Here is an 18,820-nt window from a genome sequence, read left to right as displayed (position 1 = left end):
ATTCTCTATCCACTGGAATGTCTATTCATGCGTAGTTGCATGAGAAACACTTCAAGCTTTTATCCGTTTTATTGTTCAGGTTCAAATATGTCACAGACAATCACGCTTTATGTTGATGGCGCATGTAAAGGTAACCCAGGTCTCGGGGGTTGGGGGGCATACATCATTACCGAACAAGGTGAACATAAACTCTATGGTGGCGAGCCTGAAACTACAAATAATCGAATGGAGCTTCAAGCAGCCATTGAAGGCGTTTCTTTTTGTCCAATAGATGCTCATCTTATTATTTGGACAGACTCTAACTATGTCAAACAAGGCATTACCGAGTGGATTCATGGTTGGAAAAAGAAAAACTGGAAAGACGTAAAAAACCCAGATTTGTGGAAAAAATTAGATGCAGTTTGTGCCAATCGTGATATCGAATGGAACTGGATCAAAGGTCATGCTGGGCATGAAGGCAATGAAATGGCCGACCAGTTAGCCAATCAAGGTGCTGAACAAATTGCTCAACAACTGAAATCACCCACACAGGCTAACGCTGATATAAAAAAGCCTGAAGCTGATTGGCTCTTAAATGATCCTTTTGGATTAGATCTAGAAGCTAATACAGATGAGATGATTGAAGCGTCAGAGCCTGAAGAAATTATAGACAATGGAGAGGAAACTGAAGTATCTAGTGAGGTTGTGATGGATGCCCCATCCACAAATCAGCACCCGCACATTGTGATTACTGAAGCGAAAGTACATCTGCAAGGCCCTCGTCAGCTAATTCTCGATACGGAAACCACAGGTTTTTATTTTCAAGATGGTGACCGCATTATCGAAGTGGGCGCGATTGAAATGATCAATCGCAAACTCACAGGCAGCTCGATTCACATCTATATCAACCCAGAAAAACCTGTCGGTGATTCTGAAAATGTGCATGGTATTAGCGATGACTTTTTAAAAGACAAACCTAAATATGCAGAAATTGCCGATACACTATTTGCCTTTTTAAAAGGCGCTGAAATTATCGCGCACAACGCCGCATTCGATATGAACTTCTTGAATATGGAGTTTAAACGTGTTGGCTTACCTTTACTCTCTGAAGTTTGTGAAGTCACCGATACCTTAGCACTAGCGAAAAACAAACATCCTGGACAAAAGAACTCTTTGGATGCACTCGTAAGACGCTATGAAATTCCTGCACGTGACCGTACTTTCCACGGCGCATTACTCGATGCTGAAATTTTAGCAGATGTCTATCTTGCGATGACCGGTGGACAAGTCGCATTTGATATGGACACGCTCACTCAAGCAGAACAAGATGAAAAGAAAATAACCCGTCAAAGTGTTCAAGTTGACTTAGTCATTATCAAACCATCAGAACATGAGTTAAATGAACATGAGACATGGGTCAAACAATATGAAGAAAAACATGGAGAAGCTTGCCTTTTCGCCAAATAATTTTTTTGATCGAGGTTGGTTTTTATATTTTAAGTGCTCAAAGTTAAGTTATATTAACTGTCAGTGATTTAGACCTCCTGAAAAGGAGGTACATGGATATAACAACTCAGGAAAGGTGTAGGTCATATGTCTTACCAAACCTCGATTCATTTCGACCCAACGGCATTATTAATAATAAAAAATGAGATCGATAATTCGATTAAATTGGTAGAAACTGCAGTAAATACGCTTGCCGAAGAACAGGCCCTACCGTTTGGGATTGATGACGCGCTCAATCAATTTGAACAATGTACGCAAGTACTTGCTTTGATTGATATGCCACATTTGTCACAAATTACTCAATATTCTACCGAGCTTATGCGTAAAATCATGGCTCAACCTGAACAAATCAAAATCAGTGATGTCGTTGCGCTTAGTGAAGGAACAACGATGTTGAGACGTTATATTGAGTTTATCTGTCTTCGCGAAGTCAAAGTTCCACAATTTTTACTGGATACACTCAATCGTTTAGAGCTCGCTCTGGGCAAACCGATGACCAAAGAAGGTCAAACAATCCAACCCTTACTTGGATTTATCACACCGAGCTTCAACCTTCCTAAAGCACCAAGCTTAGAACAATCGCAATACATTCATCAGCTTTATAAGCTATGTTTAAATAAACTGATTAAACAAGTCGAAACACCATTAGATTTGCAAGGAATTAAACTGGTTGGCGTTTATCTAGCTGGCTTAGCTTCCAACCTTCCAAGTCAACAATACTGGCAATTGGTGAATGTTGGCTTAGGTCTCATTGATGAACTTTCGATTACAGAAGCTCGTCTGCGCACCCTGATTCAAATCGAAACCAATATTGGAAAGTTTTTAGCTGCCCCTCCTGCGTTTCAAAGTAACCTCGCAGATCTTGCAGATATTCTATCTATTTGCATCAGCCAAGAAGACAATGTTTCTCAGCATATCAGAGAACAACTCAATATTGGTGATGAGCTATTGAGTGATACACAGCTACAGGTTTTAAGTCGTCATTTATACGGCCCTGACTATGAAACCATTCACACCATCAGCCAATTGATGACGGATGAAATGGCTCAAATTCGCAATGAAATTGAGTACAATCACCAAAATATGTCAAATGAAAAAACCCAAGAGATTCAGCTAAAATTAAATCAGCTTTCTAATGTATTCAAGGTGCTGAATTTAAATGAGGCAGCAAGAGAGTTAACACAACAAGCTGAAAAATTAAGCCAATCCAACACTCTAACGGATGCGACTTCAGTTCAGCAGTTGATGAATAGTATTTTAGCATCCATGAATTCAATTGGAATTTTGGAGCGTAATTACACATCTAGCCGTCTACAGTTACGCGTCAATAATATGCATATCTCTTTAGACCGTTTGGATGAAGCACATAAAGCCTTGTTGACTGAAACAAAATCACTCGTGGAAACATTGACGCAAACTTTAAGCCTATATATTCAAGACCCAACTGCACACAGTTTAGAAGCATTGCCTAAATACTTAAAAGAGCTCTCTGGTGCTGCCCAATTCTTAGGTAGCTCAGCGCAACAAACGGCGCTCTTAGGTGCAGCACATTTTGCAGAAAATCGTTTAGCACAAAACCTAGTGTTCGATGCGGAACAAATTAACTGTATTCTAAATGTCGTTGCAGGTTTAGATTTACTGGTCGATAACCTAAGAAACAAACAACCTGTATTGCAATCTATGTTCGATGTGGCATTATCAAATAGTCAGCAATTACAAACTTTAGCAGCCTAATGTCTCAACTATCACTTGCGTATATTTTTCAACATCAAAAACTTTTAGTAGATGAAAACTTCCAACTACCCAAGGTTGAAAAATTAGCAAGTGACTTGCCGATACATCACAATGATCGTGTCATTGCACGCGATCTTTTTGAAGGTGAGTCTATTCCCGAAGGATATCAACTTATTCCTATTCGGGAACTAATCCAAAGCTGGTCTACCACAGACTTTTTGCAAGCAAGTCGTGCCGTTCAGCTACTCGAGTGGCGACGTAATCACAAATTCTGTAGTCATTGTGGGCATCCAACCGATATTCATACCAAAGAATATGCAATGGTTTGCCCTGCTTGTGCATATCACCAGTATCCACGTGTACAACCTTGTATCATTACGATTATTACCAAAGGTCATGATGAAGTGTTACTAGCTAAATCAGCGCATAACAAGAGCAATATGTATGGGTTAATTGCTGGATTTGTTGAAGTTGGTGAAACCTTAGAAGAGGCGGTACAGCGAGAAACTTTAGAAGAAGTGGGTTTAAAACTTAAAAATATTCGCTATATGTCGAGCCAACCTTGGCCATTCCCAAGTAATCTCATGATTGCTTTTCATGCGGAATACGATTCTGGCGAAATCGAATTACAGCTTGAGGAGATCAGTGATGCTCAATTCTTTAAATTTGATCAGTTACCAGAAATTCCGTTCAAAGGCAGTATTGCGCATGCAATGATTATGCAAATGATCGAGAATAAAAAAGCATCCTAGTGATGCTTTTTTATTTTTAAGGCTCTAAGGCTTCTTCCATAAAATGTAAAATCGTCCGCTTCGTTTTAAAATAATGACTCATCAAACTTGCCAACGTCGCCAAAATCGTAACATGCCCCGTCTTCGGGATCACCGCGATATGACTATGATTACCCTTTTCTCTTAAAGCATTATCAAGCTTATAACTATTTTCTTTACCAACTAACTGATCTTGTTCAGCCATTAGCAAATAATGTTTAATCTGATTTGGCTCAATAAAATAGCAAGGCATGACTTGTTGATAGGGAATATTTAGATTAAAAGCATGTTCCGATAAAGGATCACCAACATAATCAAAATGATAAGGCCCTGCCAAGCCAATAATCGCTTTGATTTTATCTTTATATTTAAAACTTTGTGCTTGGGCTGAATACACCACCGACATGACATTAAAAGCACCAGCCGAATGTCCCATCAAAATAATATTGTCAGTCGAAATATCCAGCTTGCTTTGATTCTGATTTAAATAATGAATAGCTTGAGCAATATCATCAATAAATGTTGGAAAAATATGTTCAGGTGCAAGATGATAATTAATCACGGCAACATCATAACCTTCCCGCGCGAATGTTTCTCCAATAAATAGATAATCTCGTTTATTGCCATGCTGCCACGAACCACCATGTACAAATACAATCAAAGGTCGCTGTTTTTTAGGATTTTTGGTGCGATATAAATCTAGACGCTGTCTTGCCTTTAACCCGTACGCGAGATGCTCTTCTTTTTCAAAAGTATCTTTAGGCGTCAAATAGTTAATTGAATAACTTGCAAAATCATACAGGCGAAATTCTTGATAAAAGTTTTTCGCCCGTATCACGTTTTGTTGCACTTGTTGAATAATTTGTTTCATAAATTAAGGATTAACTGGCGTAATAGTCACAGATTCCTGATCAGGATCAATGGCAACTGGTGTTTCAACTAAAGACTGTGTTGATGCTGAACCCATCATCGGCGTTGCAGCTCCTGAAGATTGATCGATATTATCAACCAAGGTAACTATTCTACTTACATTCCCGACTTTTTGTAAAACATCATCTAAATCTCTGATTTCAGCAGTATTCAAACGTCCCATCACATACAGCACACCATTTTCAGTATGTACAAGAACTTTACTGTCAGAAACAACCGGGGCTCTCATCAGTAAACCACGTGTATTTGCAGTCACCGTTGAATCTTGCATAATCGTGCTATAAGCGACTTTATCACCGACAGTGATATAGTTATGCACCGCTTTGACATCCGTCATTGCACGTACATTGTCTTCAGCCAATTGTTTCAAATAAGGATCAGGCACTTGTCCTGTCAATAAAACATTACTGTGGAAGCTTTCAATGTTGATACGTGCCTGTTTAAAGCGATTGTCTAGCTTATACAAATTGACATTTGCAGTACGTTTAATTGAAGAATCAATAAAAACCTGCCCTAGACTACGCTCACCACTGCTTGTTCCAACAGGTGCCGTTCCCGTTCCACCAGAAATAAAGCTTGCACATCCAGATAAACTTGCAGCACAAAGCAGCGTAATCGATAAAGGTTTTAACACTTGGCCAGACTCCCTATTCACACATTTTCTCAATCTTCCACATTTATCTTCAGACCATTTTTGCCACGATTAATCTAAAATAAATGCATGTTCAATCCATTGCTGATCATACTGCAATTTTGAAAAATCTGGTTGTACTGTTTTTGCAATTTTCTGTGGAAAATCAAAACAAATCACATCAAAACGACAATCAAAGTCTCCATAACTTGGATATCTTTGTAAAAAGAACTGAGCAGTCTTAATAATCTTACGTCGCTGTGCGTTTGAAATCACTTCGAAAGCTTGTGCATAACTCCCAGCCGATCTTGCTTTTACTTCAACAAAAACAAGCTCTTTTCCACGTTTTACAATTAAGTCAATTTCTCCAAAACGTGAATGATAATTTTGATTTACACATTGATAACCATGTGAACGGAGCAATGACATCGCGGTTTGTTCTGCCCATTGCCCCAATAAATTTGACTGTTGTTTCATCATTCAGTGATCTTATTTTAAAATATGAATCCCATTTTTTTGTTGTTCATAACAAAATGGCTGTCTGTTAATCATGCCAGCTTTAACATCGATTGCACCAGTACGCCCTACAAAGGAAAATTGTTTATCCGGGCTAGATAAAAACTGCTGACTGATCGTCCATGCATCTCCACCAAAGGCAAGAAGTCTTTGAAATGCCATGTTTTCAGGTTGCTCTTTATAGGCTTCAATTAAATCAGCCCACTGCCCGTTGTATAAAGCAGGTGTATCACAAAAACGCAATCCGTTTGGTATATGCTTGCCCTGCTCAATGCTGAGTGGTGTCGCATAAATATTTTGTTTGGGTAATGAACCTAATTGCTCCATCCATTGATGATCACCAAGCAGTAGTAATCCTGTTTTTTTTGCTAATTTTTTCGGCAGCTCATTGATAACTTCGATCTCAGATCTAGATTCAGACATCAGTGCCATCATAAGCAATTCAGTAGCAGATTCTGTTCCCGCTTGACGTAAGATCAATAGTTTGTTGATTTGATCTTTTTCAAGCAATTTGTTTAAAGCCACTGCATCATGTTGTTTGGCTAAGCTAAATTGCCAGACATTGTCCGCTTGCGTATTGACGTCATTTAAGCTTAGAACTGGAATTTTCGGCTTCAACTTCATCACAGTTTCAATTTCAGATCGTGCCAATGGGCCAACCACCAACCGCGTCTTCTTATTCACTTTTGTTTTAAAAATCTGTTCGATGCTACTTTTTGCTGAATCAACAAAAATAATTTTTTCTTTACTGCCCGATGCTGTATAAGCACTCAAGTAACCTCGTTTGATGCTGTCACCAGCTCGCGCCATTGCACCAGATTCAGGTAGAATCACCAACACGTCCGCATAAGCAGGGCTAATCAATGCTGCCAAACTGAGTAGCAGCCAATATTTTTTTAAATACATTATGGAGTTACCTTTTATGAGTGCTCAATTATTTGTTGTAGCAACCCCGATTGGGCACTTGGATGATATGACTTTCCGTGCAATCGATATTTTAAAATCCGTCTCGGTGGTTGCAGCAGAAGATACTCGTCAATCTGCTCAGTTATTCAAGCACTATAATATCGCAACTCCGCTTACGGCGTGTCATGATCACAACGAAAGTAACAAAATTGATCAACTTCTCCAAAAAATGTTAAAAGGCGAATCAGTTGCTTTAATCAGTGATGCTGGCACGCCCCTTATTAGTGATCCCGGTTTTAAATTGGTTCGTGCTGCGCAAGCACACGGTATTCGCGTTATTCCTGTACCAGGTGCATGTGCGGCTATTGCTGCTTTAAGTGCAGTTGGTTTACCAAGTGATCGTTTTAGTTTTGAAGGGTTTTTACCATCAAAGGCATCGCAACGCATCAGCCAACTCGAAAAACTTAAAAATGAAACGCAAACCTTGATTTTCTATGAAGCGCCGCATCGAATTTTAGACAGTATTAAAAATATGGCTCAGGTCTTTGGTGAAGATCGACCCGTTGGTTTTGCACGAGAAATTACCAAAACCTTTGAAACCATCAAAAAAATGACCCTCAAAGAATTGGTCAGTTTTATTGAAAATGATCACAACCAACAAAAAGGCGAAATTGTCGTTGTTGTTGGTGGAGCATTAGAAGTTAAAGACATGGAGCAAGAAAAATTAGACGAGTTACTCAAGCGTTTATTGCAAGATCTCTCAGTTAAAGCTGCATCACAATTGGCTGCGGATTTAACAGGGATTAAAAAGAAAGTTGCTTATCAACGTGCTTTGGAGTTGACCCAAGCTTAGTTATGTCAATTCATGCAAGGTAATGAACACTGCATAGCATTACCTTGCATCCCACATACAACATCATAGATTTCATAGAAAATCCCGAACAACTATATCAATAATTTTTTAGCTGCCTGAACAATCGTTTCGGTCAAGATATCAAGTTGTCTAGACTGCCGTTTCCAGTGGTGCCAATATAAAGGTATGTCGAGTTGAGCTTCTGGCATGATCTCTACAAATGCACCACTGCTTAATAAAGATTGAACCTGAATTTCAGGTGCCATTCCAAAGCCTAAACCGAGTTGAATTGCTTTCACAAATGCATCTGTTGAAGGTATAAAATGATAAGGATAACTTTGCATTGGCAATCCGAAACACTTTAATAGCATCTCTGAGTGCATCAGATCTTTATGGTTAAAAATCACCGCGGGCGCTTTTCTTAAGCTTTCCCTATTCACTCCCTGTCGAAACCAATACGCAGCAAAATCTGCAGAAGCCAACATTTTATAACGCATTTTGCCTAATGGCTGAGCCAAGCAACCTGACATGACCTGCTCTTCCGCAGAGATACAGGCATTGACCTGTCCTGTTTCTAATAACGTGTGCGTATGCGACTGGTCGTCAATTTTTAATTCTAATACGATTTTTTCTTTAAACAGTGTGGGCTGAATACTTGGCAAAAGCCAAGTTGCTAATGAGTCTGCATTTGAAGCCAACGCAATCTTATAAAATTCGGAGTCAGATGTTTTCCCCATCAAACCTTGTAAAAGATTTTGTTCCATGAGCCGCGTATGACGTAAATGCTGCAATAAGGTTTTCCCAGCTTTGGTGAGCACACTTGGTCGGCCACGGATAATTAAAATCTGACCTAAATATTTCTCTAAGGCCTGTACACGTAACGAGACGGCGGAAGGCGTAATATATAATTGCTCGCCAGCAGCATCAAAACTTCCTGCTTCTGCAACTGCAAGAAAGGCTTCACATTGCTTACTATCTAACATAGACAAACCTAAATTATTTTTAGCCAAACCTAAATATTCTTAATTTTACTTATTTTGTATTTAAAAGTCAGATAATTCTCACATCTGATTTTTTCGTTTTATTGTTATGCTCTCTCTTAGCGTTTTTATGAAAGGTTTTGGTATTGGCAGCGGCCTCATTGTTGCAATTGGCGCTCAAAATGCATTTGTCCTCAAACAAGGGCTCAAGCAACAATACGTATTCTGGTTGTGCTTACTTTGCGCACTCTCTGATTCCATCTTAATTGCACTTGGTGTTTTGGGTTTTGCTGAATTGATGAAGGCATCACCGCTGTTAATTACAGTCGCCAAATATTTAGGTGCGACTTTCTTATTGGTTTACGGCGCTAAAGCCTTTTATGGCGCATTTAAATCCACCCAAAGTATGCAACTTGATAGTAACCATCAACAGACTTTGACTCAGGTACTCTTAACGGGTTTCGCCTTTACTTGGTTAAATCCACATGTTTACGTAGATACCATCGTGCTTATTGGATCAGTGGCGACTCAATTTGAAGACAAAATCAGTTTTGCGCTCGGGAGTATTGTGGCTTCATGGATTTTCTTTTTTAGTTTAGGGTATGGCTCAAGGCTCTTAAAACCGCTATTTAGCAATCCAAAAGCTTGGAAAGTTTTAGATTTTCTGATCGGCTGTATGATGTGGAGTATTGCAGCATCACTACTGCTCTAATTCATTTCGAAGTAAAAAAGTATCATGTCGATATGATACTTTTTTGCTGACTAAATTGATTTATACATTATGACCCATCACCACTTTTGACTGTTTTCTTTCTCGAAGCGACTGTTTAATCACAGAATATCCAGAAGATACACCCAAATAGGCAATAATAAATGCCACGATTAAATCAGGAAACATCGTTCCAGTTCCAAATACCCCAACTGCGGCAATAATAATCGCTAAATTCGCAATCGCATCATTACGGCTACAAAGCCAAACTGAACGCATATTGGCATCACCTTCACGGAATGCATAAAGCATCAAAGCGACACTTACATTTACAATCAATGCAAGCATACCAATTACGCCCATCAACATCGGCTCAGGAACAACACCCAGCCACCATGACCAAAGCACTTTAGCGATTACAAACAGCCCAAATGCTGCCATGGTAATCCCTTTAAGTAATGCCGCAGTTGCTCTCCAATACAAGCTCATAGAGAGCACGGCCAAAGAGATTGCGTAGTTTACAGCATCACCAGCGAAATCCAGCGCATCTGCCCATAAAGCAACTGAACGTGCATGAGAACCACCAATAATTTCCACAAAGAACATCAATGCATTTAGCAATAAAGCGATCCACAATGCTTTTCTAAACTTTGGACTAATGATTTGCGTTGAAGGAGCTGTATTACACCCACATCCTGCCATGACTTTTCTCACACTATGTTTTATAGTAATTTAAAACCCTTGAGTAACTCCAGAGTCAAGCATGGTAAATTTTACAATTGGACAATTAGCAAAAAAGTCAGGCGTATCTGTAGATACACTTCGTTATTATGAAAAAATTGGGCTTTTAGAAAAAGTACAACGCACCTCAGGAAATTATCGTTATTATTCTGAACAGATACTTTCGGATTTGTTTTTCGTTAAACATTGCCGAGAGCTCGGAATCACCATACAGGATATTCAAAAGTTAAAAGATTTAGCAAAAAGTCCAAATCAAACATGTAAAGAAGTCGATCAACTCATTGATCAATACCTTGCAGAGGTTTCCCAAAAAATTAAGAATCTAGAACATCTAAAGCAAGATTTAACCCATCTCAAACAGCAATGTTCACAGCATCGCACCATTGAACAATGTGGGATTTTAAAAGAATTAAATCATCCCCTTGAGTGTGAACATGAATCGCATCAACACAAGAAAGCATAATATCTATTGAAATCCCTCCCAACCTCCCTTTCTGAAAGGGAGGAGTCCCACTGTAATTGGGATTGGGTGCACTGTGTGAACCACAGCACAAGGGAGATAAAAACTTAATCTTCGTGTTCGTCTGGTGGAACTTCAACAATTCGCCCGCCACGTGCCAAAAATGCAGCAACTTCATCTTCTAATGCTTGACGTTGTTTTTGCTTAGCAGTCACGGTTAAGCTTTCTGCTTCGGCAAGATCAATATCATTGGCAGCAGAAGATTCTTCGCTATCTGCACCATTTTCGGCAGCTTTTGCCTCATCATCGTCAACAGCAGAGTCTTCTGTGTTTTCGTCGTAATCATTCATTTCCGTCATATTACTCTCCCCACAATGACTGATCTTTCATCATCGTTATTTGGTCATCAGAACTTGGTGAAATTTAACAAGCTCTCATCATTTCGCAAAGCACAATATTTGTTAAATCGTGTTTTTTTCGACCAAATTCACTCTGATTTATAAATGATTGTTTAAAAAATATCTACTATTTTTTAGCAAGCATATCGCGTTGCTTGTAAGGTCTTTAAACCATTCGCTTGCTGCATAAAACGATCTTTAAACCAATCGAATTGTTCGACCTGTTTTAAACCAAAGTTTCTCGCCCACACGAACGGAAATAACTCAGAACTTTCCAACCAACCAATCGCAGACATGCTGTGCATCATGGCGTCGTTCTGCCCTTTACGTTGGTGTTCGTAACGTAACAAAGTCTGCTCATTTGCCCACACACCACGTTTTAGATCGTGCAGCAAAACATCACAAAGCACCGCTGCATCTAAGCAACCAATATTGACACCTTGCCCAGCTAAAGGATGAATCACATGTGCTGCATCCCCAATCAATGCCAAGCCTGATTTAATGTAGCGCTGTGCAGCGCGAGCTTTGAGTGGAAACTGCGCGCGTGAACGTACTTCAACCACTTCACCAAGCATTTGTAAACTTTCTCGAGTCAGCAATTGCATAAACTCTTGGTCAGAGAATGCTGAATATTCATCGGCATAATCATCAGGCAAAGTCCACACAATCGACTGCCAATAGCCATTTTCTTGGGCATCAAGACTTGCCATTGGTAAATAAGCCAGAGGCCCAGTCGGCAAGAAAATTTGACGTGCCACATAGTGATTGGGTTGTGTTGTTTTAATCGCACAACTGATCGCAGCTTGTTGATAGTCCAGTACATCTAAATCGATATAAGCCTGTTCACGCACAAATGAGTTCGCACCATCTGCGCCAATTAATAATTTGGTTTTAAGCGTAGTCCCATCAGCCAATTCAATCGACCAACCTTGCGGAATTTGCTCGATCCGAATCACTTTAACTTGGGTACGGTAGTCTTTGAGTTGCTGTAGCATCTTTCGTTGAATCGCAACATTCAGGACACTTGGCTCCACCATCGAACCTAAAGCTTGATCAGGTTGTGGTGGTTGCTCAGATGCATGTCCAAAATTGATTTCACCATAGCCATTTTTATTCCAGACTTGCATGCCTGAATATGGCATTTGACGTGCTAAATCATCCCACACATTAACCGTTTTCAGTAAATGAATAGTGGCTTGACTGAGTGCTAGTACCCGAGGATTCATCACCGCAAGTGTTTTTTCTTGATCAAGTACTGGCGCAGCGTCCAATACTGTGGCTTGCACGCCTCCTTGCGCCAATAGCAAAGCTGTTAAGCCACCAACCAAGCCACCTCCGACAATGACCACATCTAAAATTTCACTCATGCTTTCAGCCCCATTGCATAATTGGCAACCAACGGCTTAATTCCCGGAATCACGTCAAAGGCAACCAATCCTGTATTACGTATTAATTTTAAAATTGGATTTTGATTGCTAAAACCACGCACCACGGAATCACAGAACTTAATCACACGTTGCTGATCTTTTAAACGCGCTTGTTCATAAGCGAGTAAATTATCTGGCTGACCAATATCATCAGACTTCGCCAATTGTTCCATTAAGAAGCGAACTAAGACATCAGCATCACGTAAACACAAGTTAAAACCTTGTCCTGCAACAGGATGAATGGTATGTGCCGCATTGCCCATCAACACCACTCGTCCAACAGCTTGTTTATGCGCTAAGACTTGTGACAATGGGTAGCAGAAACGTTTCCCAGTTTTTTCAAACTTCCCAGCACGATCACCATAGGTGTGTTGCAAGGTATCAAGGAAATATTGAGCATTTTCCTCACCTAAAAATGGCTGTTCTGTGCCCTTTTTCACAGGAAACACCACAGAACGGCGGTATTCACCTGGTAAAGGTAAGAGTGCCAACGGTCCTAACGCACTAAACCGTTCAAAACCGACTTGTTGATGTGGTTTAGAGGTTTGTACGGTGGTGACAATCGCAACTTGATCATAATCATGTTCATCCACCCCCACACCAATCGCTTGACGACAGAATGAATCACGACCATCCGCAGCAATCACTAATTTTGATTTCAATGAATGGATATATTCGCCGTTTCGCATGGCTTCAATGTGTACATGATCTGCATCTTGGATCAAGGAAGTGACTTGCACACCATCAATCAATTCAATCAATGGGTGTTGACGGACTTGAGTCAACAATACTCGACCAAGCCAAGCGTTCTCAATCACTTGTCCAAAGCTTTCTACTTTTTCTTGTTCTGCAACTAAGCGTGCCTTACCAAAGCTGCCCTGTTCAGTGATATGGACTTGAAGAATTGGCGTTGCATGTTGTTGCAAGGCATCCCACAAACCTAGTTTTTGGTAAATCTGCACACTACGGCGTGACAATGCAGTATTTCTTGCATCAAAACTAGAATGATAAGGCGCAAGGTTTTCGTCATCGTAATTTGGATATTTCACAGCTTCTAATAGCTTTACCTCGATATTAGATTTTGCCAACATTAAGGCTAGGCTGAGTCCAACCATACCCCCACCGACAATGATGACTTGTTGCTGCATAATATTATTCCTTATCAGTTTTTCATGATTTGACGTTTCGGGACTATCTTACTCTAACTCAACTCAGGAAGGGAATTTGTACTTTGTTTGGTCTGTGTTTTTATAAATGATCTTCAAAAGTTGTTTTGTATATCCAAGAAAACAAAGAGGCTTATCAATTGATAAGCCTCTTTGATAAATATCAAACTAATGACCCGCCATCAAGCTTTCAATATCCTCAACGGTTTTCACCACATTTTTGGTTAGAACCAATGGTCCATTTTCCGTCACGACAATATCGTCTTCGATACGAATACCGATACCGCGCCACTTGGCATCAACCGTTTCATCATCTGGTGCAACATATAAGCCCGGCTCAACTGTGACCACCATACCTGCTTCATAAGCACGCCAGTCTTCGCCTGTTTTGTAGGCACCTACATCATGCACATCCATACCGAGCCAATGACCTGTCCCATGCATGAAGAATTGACGGAAAGCTTCGCTTTCAACCAACTCATCTACATCACCATTGAGTAGACCAAGATCAACCAAACCTTGAGTTAAAATCTTTACAGCGACTTCATGCGGATATTTATAATTATTGCCAATACGGGTGGCATCGATTGCAGCAAGCTGGGCATCTAAAACAATATTGTAAAGTGCTTTTTGCTCTCGACTAAATTTACCATTTACAGGGAATGTACGGGTAATGTCTGAGGCATAGCATTCATACTCACAAGCCGCATCAATTAAAACCAGATCACCATTTTTTAACGGCTTATTATTTTCAACGTAATGCAAAATACAGGCATTTTCACCGCCACCCACAATGCTATTGTACGCAGGCATACAACCATTTTTTCCAAAGATATAATTCAGTTCCGCTTCGAGTGCGTATTCCATCATCTCAGGTTTAACCGTTTGCATGGCACGGGTATGGGCTTCTGCGCTGATATTCGATGCGATCTGCATCAGCTCAATTTCCTGCGCTGATTTTTTCAGACGCATTTCATCCACAATACGATCAAGTTGGATCATTTCAGCAGGTGCAGTACCGCCGCGACGCTGTTGTGCATCAGCTTTCTGAATCCATTGGCTTACTTTCGCATCAAATTCAGCATTTTGCCCCATACGATAGTAAAGACGCTGTTTATTTAACAACTTCTCGATAATTTCTTCATCTAATAAATCAATTGCATAAGCTTCATCTGCATCATAGATTTCAATTGCACCGTCGACTCCAGCACGATAGCCATTCCAGATTTCCATTTCACGGTTCCGTTCACGACAGAACAGGCTATAGCTATATTCTTCACCTTCTTCAAAGGTTTCAATAATGGCAACTGCTTCTGGCTCTGCAAATCCAGTGAGATAATAAAAACTACTGTCTGCACGATATTTATAATCAGCATCACGATTACGATACATTTCTGCTCGGGTCGCAATCACGGCAATGCTATTACTGCCCATTTTCTCAGCGAGAAGATCGCGGCGTTGTTTAAAATCTGCTTGATTGAGTTTCATATCGCCCTACTGATGAAGATGAAGGATTGTAAGTATCTTTAATGATAAAGTTTCAAGGCAGCGCCCGAGTTAACTCGGACGATGTGGGGTAAACATTTCAACGACTGTTTGCGGATCAACTGCGGTATCTTGGTTTCTGCTTTTCGCATGAAAGTTTTGTAACAAAGAACTTTCAGCCACAGGCGTTTTTGTACGACCGATAGATAAACTGACAGGAATTAGACGCACGAATTCATACAGTTCCAGATAACTTTCTTCACCTTCTTCATCATTATCTGAATCTTCAAACTCAACGGCTGCAACTTCTTGTAAATGTTCAATCAGCTCTTGTTCATCTCCACGAATACGACCGCAAGCTAAACCAAAACCTAATACGACCCCTGCACACCAATCTGCTAATGCAGTAACACGCTCTTCGAGCACATGGGTATCATCTGGCAACATTGGTAAATAATCCAGTTCATCATCAGATAAGGCATGCGATACGTCATCTGCCTCATCAGTCAAACTTTGTAATGCTTCAGCGGTTAAAGCAGGTACATTTAAGGTGTTTAAGATTTGTGACCATTCATCAGTTGTCGGCGCTTGTGTCACACAAACTATACCTGTTAGTAATCCATGTAACTCACTTGGGCTTGAAATCTCTTCAATCCCTTGAAAATGAGCATTCCATTCGTTCCAACCTGAAATATCGTCTTGCATTCGTTTATCCAACCTCTATACTGCTGTATATATTACCTTTGATTGCAACTCTGTGCGACCTTCGTTATGTTAGAACAATTACAGCGTCTACAAGCGCATATTGGCGTATTAAAAACACGCCTACGCCATATAGAGCGAGAAAACACATCGCTTACTGAAGCTAAACAATTAGCTGCAACTGAACATCATGCACAAATTGTGCAGAAGAATAGCATCATCACGCAAAAACAGGATGAAGTTGATAACTTAACTGAACAACTGACTCAGTTACAAGATCAATTTAAACAACTGAATAATGATGCAACAACTTTAGCTGAACGCTATAGCCGTTTAGAGAAAAGTACCACTGATTTAAAAAACCGCTTCCAAGAAATCTTGGCGGAGCGTAATGATTTGCGCGTAATGAAAGAAAAGTTACAAGCGCAACAACGTAATAATCAGCAAGAAATCCAAGATCTACAACAAGATCGTGACCGCTTATTACAAAAAAATGAATTAGCGAAGGCTAAAGTTGAAGCAATTATTCAACGTCTCGCAATTTTAGGCACAGCACAAGATCAACATGCACAAGAAATTCAGCAGCTTGCTCACCCGATTGCTGAAACTCACGAGGAATCTTAATCATGAGTGAACCTATCGTTGTTGAACTACGTTTAATTGAACAGACTTTTCGCTTAAATACGACTGAAGATAAGCGTGAAGAGTTAGAACGCGCTGCTGAATTGCTCAATCAAAAATTTCATGACATGCGTCGAAGTGCGCCACGTGTAGAACACAATAAGTTAGTCATTATGGTTGCACTACAAATGGCTCAGGAAGTATTTGCTTTAAATAAATCTTTACAGCAATACGCACACTGTGAACATCTACTCCAAACGATTTTGGAAGATGTAGAGCAAACTGTTCAATAAACATGGTGATTGCACAAAGCCTCATCAATTAGTAAGTATCTTTACATGCAAACATTGTCATCAGGTCAAGATCAGTTATACTAAGTCTATCTCTAGGATGTTCGCCAGCGGGTCCGATTCCCCTGAGCCGATATCATCACTTTAGGATGGTGTTCTGTATATTTAGAGTGTATGTCTGCCCCGTGCAGAAAACCCAGCAAGTATGCGGCGCCCTCCACCTTGAACTTTAGGGTTCAAGGGTAACGACATGCAGCGGCATCTCTGGAGTGTTTTATATTTTTCTAAATATCCCTCTGCACCACAGTTTTTCTCTTATCATATTTCATCACTATCAATCAGATATTGTTGTAAAAACCCTGTGAATGAATCTGCAACTTTTCTCATAGGCGTACTTGCTACTTGATATACAACACCATCAGACCCTATTTGATCTAGTTGCACTGCATATCCCCAACACCACACTAAATAATCTGAAAATACAAAACAGTTAGGATATAAAAGCTTATCTGAATCACTATTTGTTGAAATACTTTCCACTGATCTAAATTCAGCTAGCGATAAAAATGTAAAATAGTTATCATCCATATCTCGGTTAGCTATACCATTAAACTCTAAGAAGTACGCTCTTAAAATTGGTGATAATTTAACTTGATACTTATATCCAAAAGCCAAAACTTCTTGCCATGTTGCAGGCCTATTCAAGCCTATCTTCTGTTTTTGTAGTTTATTTTTGAGTTCAAGAATAATACTCATGATCTACCTTATAAAAGAATATCTCTCATAAGATAAATCATTTCTGCAACTTTTATGATCAATTCTTTAGACATTAGGCTTATGATTAAATTAGTATCTGTTGATATTTCATTAATGCTTGCTGAGGTTGCATGATTTAGATTACTTTGTCCGCGTATCAAGATATTCAATATAACCTATACCTTCTACTGCTTGACCTCGAAATGTACCTTTATATTGATAACTTCCTGCATAACCACCAGCCATACCATACTTAAAATCGCCATTTGCTACACCATCAATACAAATTAAAAGCTTTCCTTTTTCATCATTAACACTCCATGAAAAAGTTCTAGGCAAACGCATCGATAAACCATTAGGTGTTATAGAACGTTGTGATTCAAACTCATGAACTTCTAATTTAAAATCTTCAGAATGTATACTTCCATGATCATCAATCGCACGAATATACACACGGCGTTGTAAGACAAGATTCAATGGACCAAGTACTTCAACTAAAAGAACCTGAGTTTTCTCATCGATATTTAAAATATGATACGTAAAATAGTTCATATGCAAGTTGATATCTATTGCACGTGCATATTCATAGGTACACAAACCTTCGACATGGGTCTCCTTGCCTTGATATTCGAGATAACCTTCATATTGGCAGAGTAAAGCCCAATGATTATATAAACCGAAAGTTAACTCAGCAAAGTTTGCAACTTTATCCGTTGCAGTGATTTTCAAATCAAAATTAAATTCATGCCCTTCACGATAAACATGAAAATTAGGATAAGTGCCTTCTAACACTAAATCTCGACCAAAACATAAAGATGAACCATTACTTACTAAAGCACAGTCATTTTTGATACTATAGCCCTTAAAATAGTCTTTTGTTCCTATAGCTGTACCAATTAATACATTTGCTGTATCAATACTTGAAGTTTTAATTAAATGTTCATTTCGAAAAATTTTAACTCGAGGTTGCCCAACCACAGTCAAAAGGTTCAAAAAATTAAAGGGCTCAGGGAGATTAGGAATCATCACACCATAGTGAACACAAGTATATTTTCCTTGAGGTGTATGCGTTTCCGTTTCGACATCAAAAGGCCGACCATTTCTTTTTCCTGAATAGTCAATCATCTCATGCAATGGTTTTGGAGCAATAATTTGTTTTGGGAATAATCGTGACATTTTCAGAACCTCTATTAAACTCTACTCAATATTTCAGCTACCCCCTCCCATATATCTTTATGTCTAACATGCTTTGTAGTACAA

Annotated in this window: 21 protein-coding genes and 1 other RNA gene; 9 read left to right on the top strand and 13 right to left on the bottom strand. The window is 39.5% G+C overall.

Going from position 1 to position 18,820, the window contains the following annotated elements:
* The first annotated feature begins 87 nt into the window (after positions 1-87).
* From dnaQ to nudC, 3 genes are all read left to right on the top strand, one after another.
* Positions 88-1,446, top strand: coding sequence for a DNA polymerase III subunit epsilon (gene dnaQ / locus EAH57_RS07960; RefSeq protein ID WP_121929698.1), 1,359 nt, complete (start codon positions 88-90; stop codon positions 1,444-1,446).
* A 126-nt stretch (positions 1,447-1,572) separates the two neighbouring features.
* A complete protein-coding gene (locus EAH57_RS07955; RefSeq protein ID WP_121929592.1) occupies positions 1,573-3,219 on the top strand; it encodes a chemotaxis protein in 1,647 nt (548 codons plus the stop codon).
* Complete coding sequence (gene nudC / locus EAH57_RS07950) at positions 3,219-3,971, top strand: NAD(+) diphosphatase (RefSeq protein ID WP_121929591.1); 753 nt, start codon at positions 3,219-3,221, stop codon at positions 3,969-3,971. Before EAH57_RS07955 ends, nudC begins: the two co-directional genes overlap by 1 nt.
* Before the next feature lie 16 nt (positions 3,972-3,987).
* Here nudC and EAH57_RS07945 read toward each other — a convergent pair whose 3' ends face one another.
* The 4 genes from EAH57_RS07945 to EAH57_RS07930 all read right to left on the bottom strand — a co-directional run bounded on the left by EAH57_RS07945 (position 3,988) and on the right by EAH57_RS07930 (position 6,972).
* Positions 3,988-4,860 (bottom strand): alpha/beta hydrolase, encoded by an 873-nt coding sequence (locus EAH57_RS07945; protein WP_121929590.1) that lies wholly within the window; start codon positions 4,858-4,860, stop codon positions 3,988-3,990.
* 3 nt (positions 4,861-4,863) lie between these two features.
* Positions 4,864-5,553, bottom strand: coding sequence for a BON domain-containing protein (locus tag EAH57_RS07940; protein WP_121929589.1), 690 nt, complete (start codon positions 5,551-5,553; stop codon positions 4,864-4,866).
* 69 nt (positions 5,554-5,622) lie between these two features.
* On the bottom strand, positions 5,623-6,027 hold the full coding sequence (locus tag EAH57_RS07935; protein WP_004670499.1) for a YraN family protein: 405 nt from the start codon (positions 6,025-6,027) through the stop codon (positions 5,623-5,625).
* 12 nt (positions 6,028-6,039) lie between these two features.
* Entirely contained in the window at positions 6,040-6,972 is a 933-nt protein-coding gene (locus EAH57_RS07930) for a penicillin-binding protein activator (protein WP_121929588.1), read from the bottom strand.
* Between the two features lie 16 nt (positions 6,973-6,988).
* Between EAH57_RS07930 and rsmI the strand changes: the two genes are divergently transcribed.
* Positions 6,989-7,825: a 16S rRNA (cytidine(1402)-2'-O)-methyltransferase gene (rsmI, locus tag EAH57_RS07925; RefSeq protein ID WP_121929587.1), complete on the top strand. Its 837-nt coding sequence runs from the start codon at positions 6,989-6,991 to the stop codon at positions 7,823-7,825.
* A 92-nt stretch (positions 7,826-7,917) separates the two neighbouring features.
* Here the strand turns inward: rsmI and EAH57_RS07920 are convergent, their stop codons facing one another.
* Positions 7,918-8,808: a LysR family transcriptional regulator ArgP gene (locus EAH57_RS07920; RefSeq protein WP_121929586.1), complete on the bottom strand. Its 891-nt coding sequence runs from the start codon at positions 8,806-8,808 to the stop codon at positions 7,918-7,920.
* A gap of 106 nt (positions 8,809-8,914) precedes the next feature.
* Here EAH57_RS07920 and EAH57_RS07915 point away from each other — a divergent pair, with 106 nt between their 5' ends.
* Positions 8,915-9,517 (top strand): LysE/ArgO family amino acid transporter, encoded by a 603-nt coding sequence (locus EAH57_RS07915; protein ID WP_121929585.1) that lies wholly within the window; start codon positions 8,915-8,917, stop codon positions 9,515-9,517.
* A 60-nt stretch (positions 9,518-9,577) separates the two neighbouring features.
* Here the strand turns inward: EAH57_RS07915 and EAH57_RS07910 are convergent, their stop codons facing one another.
* Entirely contained in the window at positions 9,578-10,216 is a 639-nt protein-coding gene (locus tag EAH57_RS07910; protein ID WP_121929584.1) for a cation transporter, read from the bottom strand.
* 61 nt (positions 10,217-10,277) lie between these two features.
* Between EAH57_RS07910 and EAH57_RS07905 the strand changes: the two genes are divergently transcribed.
* A complete protein-coding gene (locus EAH57_RS07905) occupies positions 10,278-10,718 on the top strand; it encodes a MerR family transcriptional regulator (RefSeq protein WP_121929583.1) in 441 nt (146 codons plus the stop codon).
* A gap of 104 nt (positions 10,719-10,822) precedes the next feature.
* Here the strand turns inward: EAH57_RS07905 and EAH57_RS07900 are convergent, their stop codons facing one another.
* The 5 genes from EAH57_RS07900 to EAH57_RS07880 all read right to left on the bottom strand — a co-directional run bounded on the left by EAH57_RS07900 (position 10,823) and on the right by EAH57_RS07880 (position 15,896).
* Positions 10,823-11,074 carry a hypothetical protein gene (locus tag EAH57_RS07900; protein WP_121929582.1) on the bottom strand — a complete coding sequence of 84 codons (252 nt, stop codon included), beginning with the start codon at positions 11,072-11,074 and terminating at the stop codon, positions 10,823-10,825.
* A gap of 173 nt (positions 11,075-11,247) precedes the next feature.
* A complete protein-coding gene (locus tag EAH57_RS07895) occupies positions 11,248-12,480 on the bottom strand; it encodes an FAD-dependent monooxygenase (protein WP_121929581.1) in 1,233 nt (410 codons plus the stop codon).
* Positions 12,477-13,688 (bottom strand): FAD-dependent oxidoreductase, encoded by a 1,212-nt coding sequence (locus EAH57_RS07890; RefSeq protein WP_121929580.1) that lies wholly within the window; start codon positions 13,686-13,688, stop codon positions 12,477-12,479. Before EAH57_RS07890 ends, EAH57_RS07895 begins: the two co-directional genes overlap by 4 nt.
* Positions 13,689-13,874: 186 nt before the next feature.
* Entirely contained in the window at positions 13,875-15,194 is a 1,320-nt protein-coding gene (gene pepP / locus EAH57_RS07885; protein WP_121929579.1) for a Xaa-Pro aminopeptidase, read from the bottom strand.
* Positions 15,195-15,263: 69 nt separating this feature from the next.
* Positions 15,264-15,896: a UPF0149 family protein gene (locus EAH57_RS07880; RefSeq protein WP_121929578.1), complete on the bottom strand. Its 633-nt coding sequence runs from the start codon at positions 15,894-15,896 to the stop codon at positions 15,264-15,266.
* Between the two features lie 66 nt (positions 15,897-15,962).
* Between EAH57_RS07880 and EAH57_RS07875 the strand changes: the two genes are divergently transcribed.
* The 3 genes from EAH57_RS07875 (at position 15,963) to ssrS (ending at position 17,079) form a co-directional block, all read left to right on the top strand.
* Complete coding sequence (locus EAH57_RS07875; protein WP_004670487.1) at positions 15,963-16,517, top strand: hypothetical protein; 555 nt, start codon at positions 15,963-15,965, stop codon at positions 16,515-16,517.
* 2 nt (positions 16,518-16,519) lie between these two features.
* The gene (locus tag EAH57_RS07870; protein ID WP_004670486.1) at positions 16,520-16,807 is read left to right on the top strand and encodes a cell division protein ZapA; all 288 of its coding nucleotides are present in this window, start codon (positions 16,520-16,522) and stop codon (positions 16,805-16,807) included.
* 86 nt (positions 16,808-16,893) lie between these two features.
* Positions 16,894-17,079, top strand: a non-coding RNA gene (gene ssrS, locus EAH57_RS07865) — 6S RNA.
* 43 nt (positions 17,080-17,122) lie between these two features.
* Here the strand turns inward: ssrS and EAH57_RS07860 are convergent.
* Positions 17,123-17,560 carry an SMI1/KNR4 family protein gene (locus EAH57_RS07860; RefSeq protein ID WP_121929577.1) on the bottom strand — a complete coding sequence of 146 codons (438 nt, stop codon included), beginning with the start codon at positions 17,558-17,560 and terminating at the stop codon, positions 17,123-17,125.
* 141 nt (positions 17,561-17,701) lie between these two features.
* Positions 17,702-18,736: a DUF6670 family protein gene (locus tag EAH57_RS07855; protein ID WP_121929576.1), complete on the bottom strand. Its 1,035-nt coding sequence runs from the start codon at positions 18,734-18,736 to the stop codon at positions 17,702-17,704.
* Between the last annotated feature and the right edge of the window lie 84 nt (positions 18,737-18,820).

The sequence above is a fragment of the Acinetobacter sp. 2JN-4 genome (assembly GCF_003687745.1).
GTDB lineage: Bacteria > Pseudomonadota > Gammaproteobacteria > Pseudomonadales > Moraxellaceae > Acinetobacter > Acinetobacter halotolerans.
The sequence above is the reverse complement of the archived record's forward strand: the minus strand, read 5'-3'. Positions and strand labels throughout refer to the sequence as shown.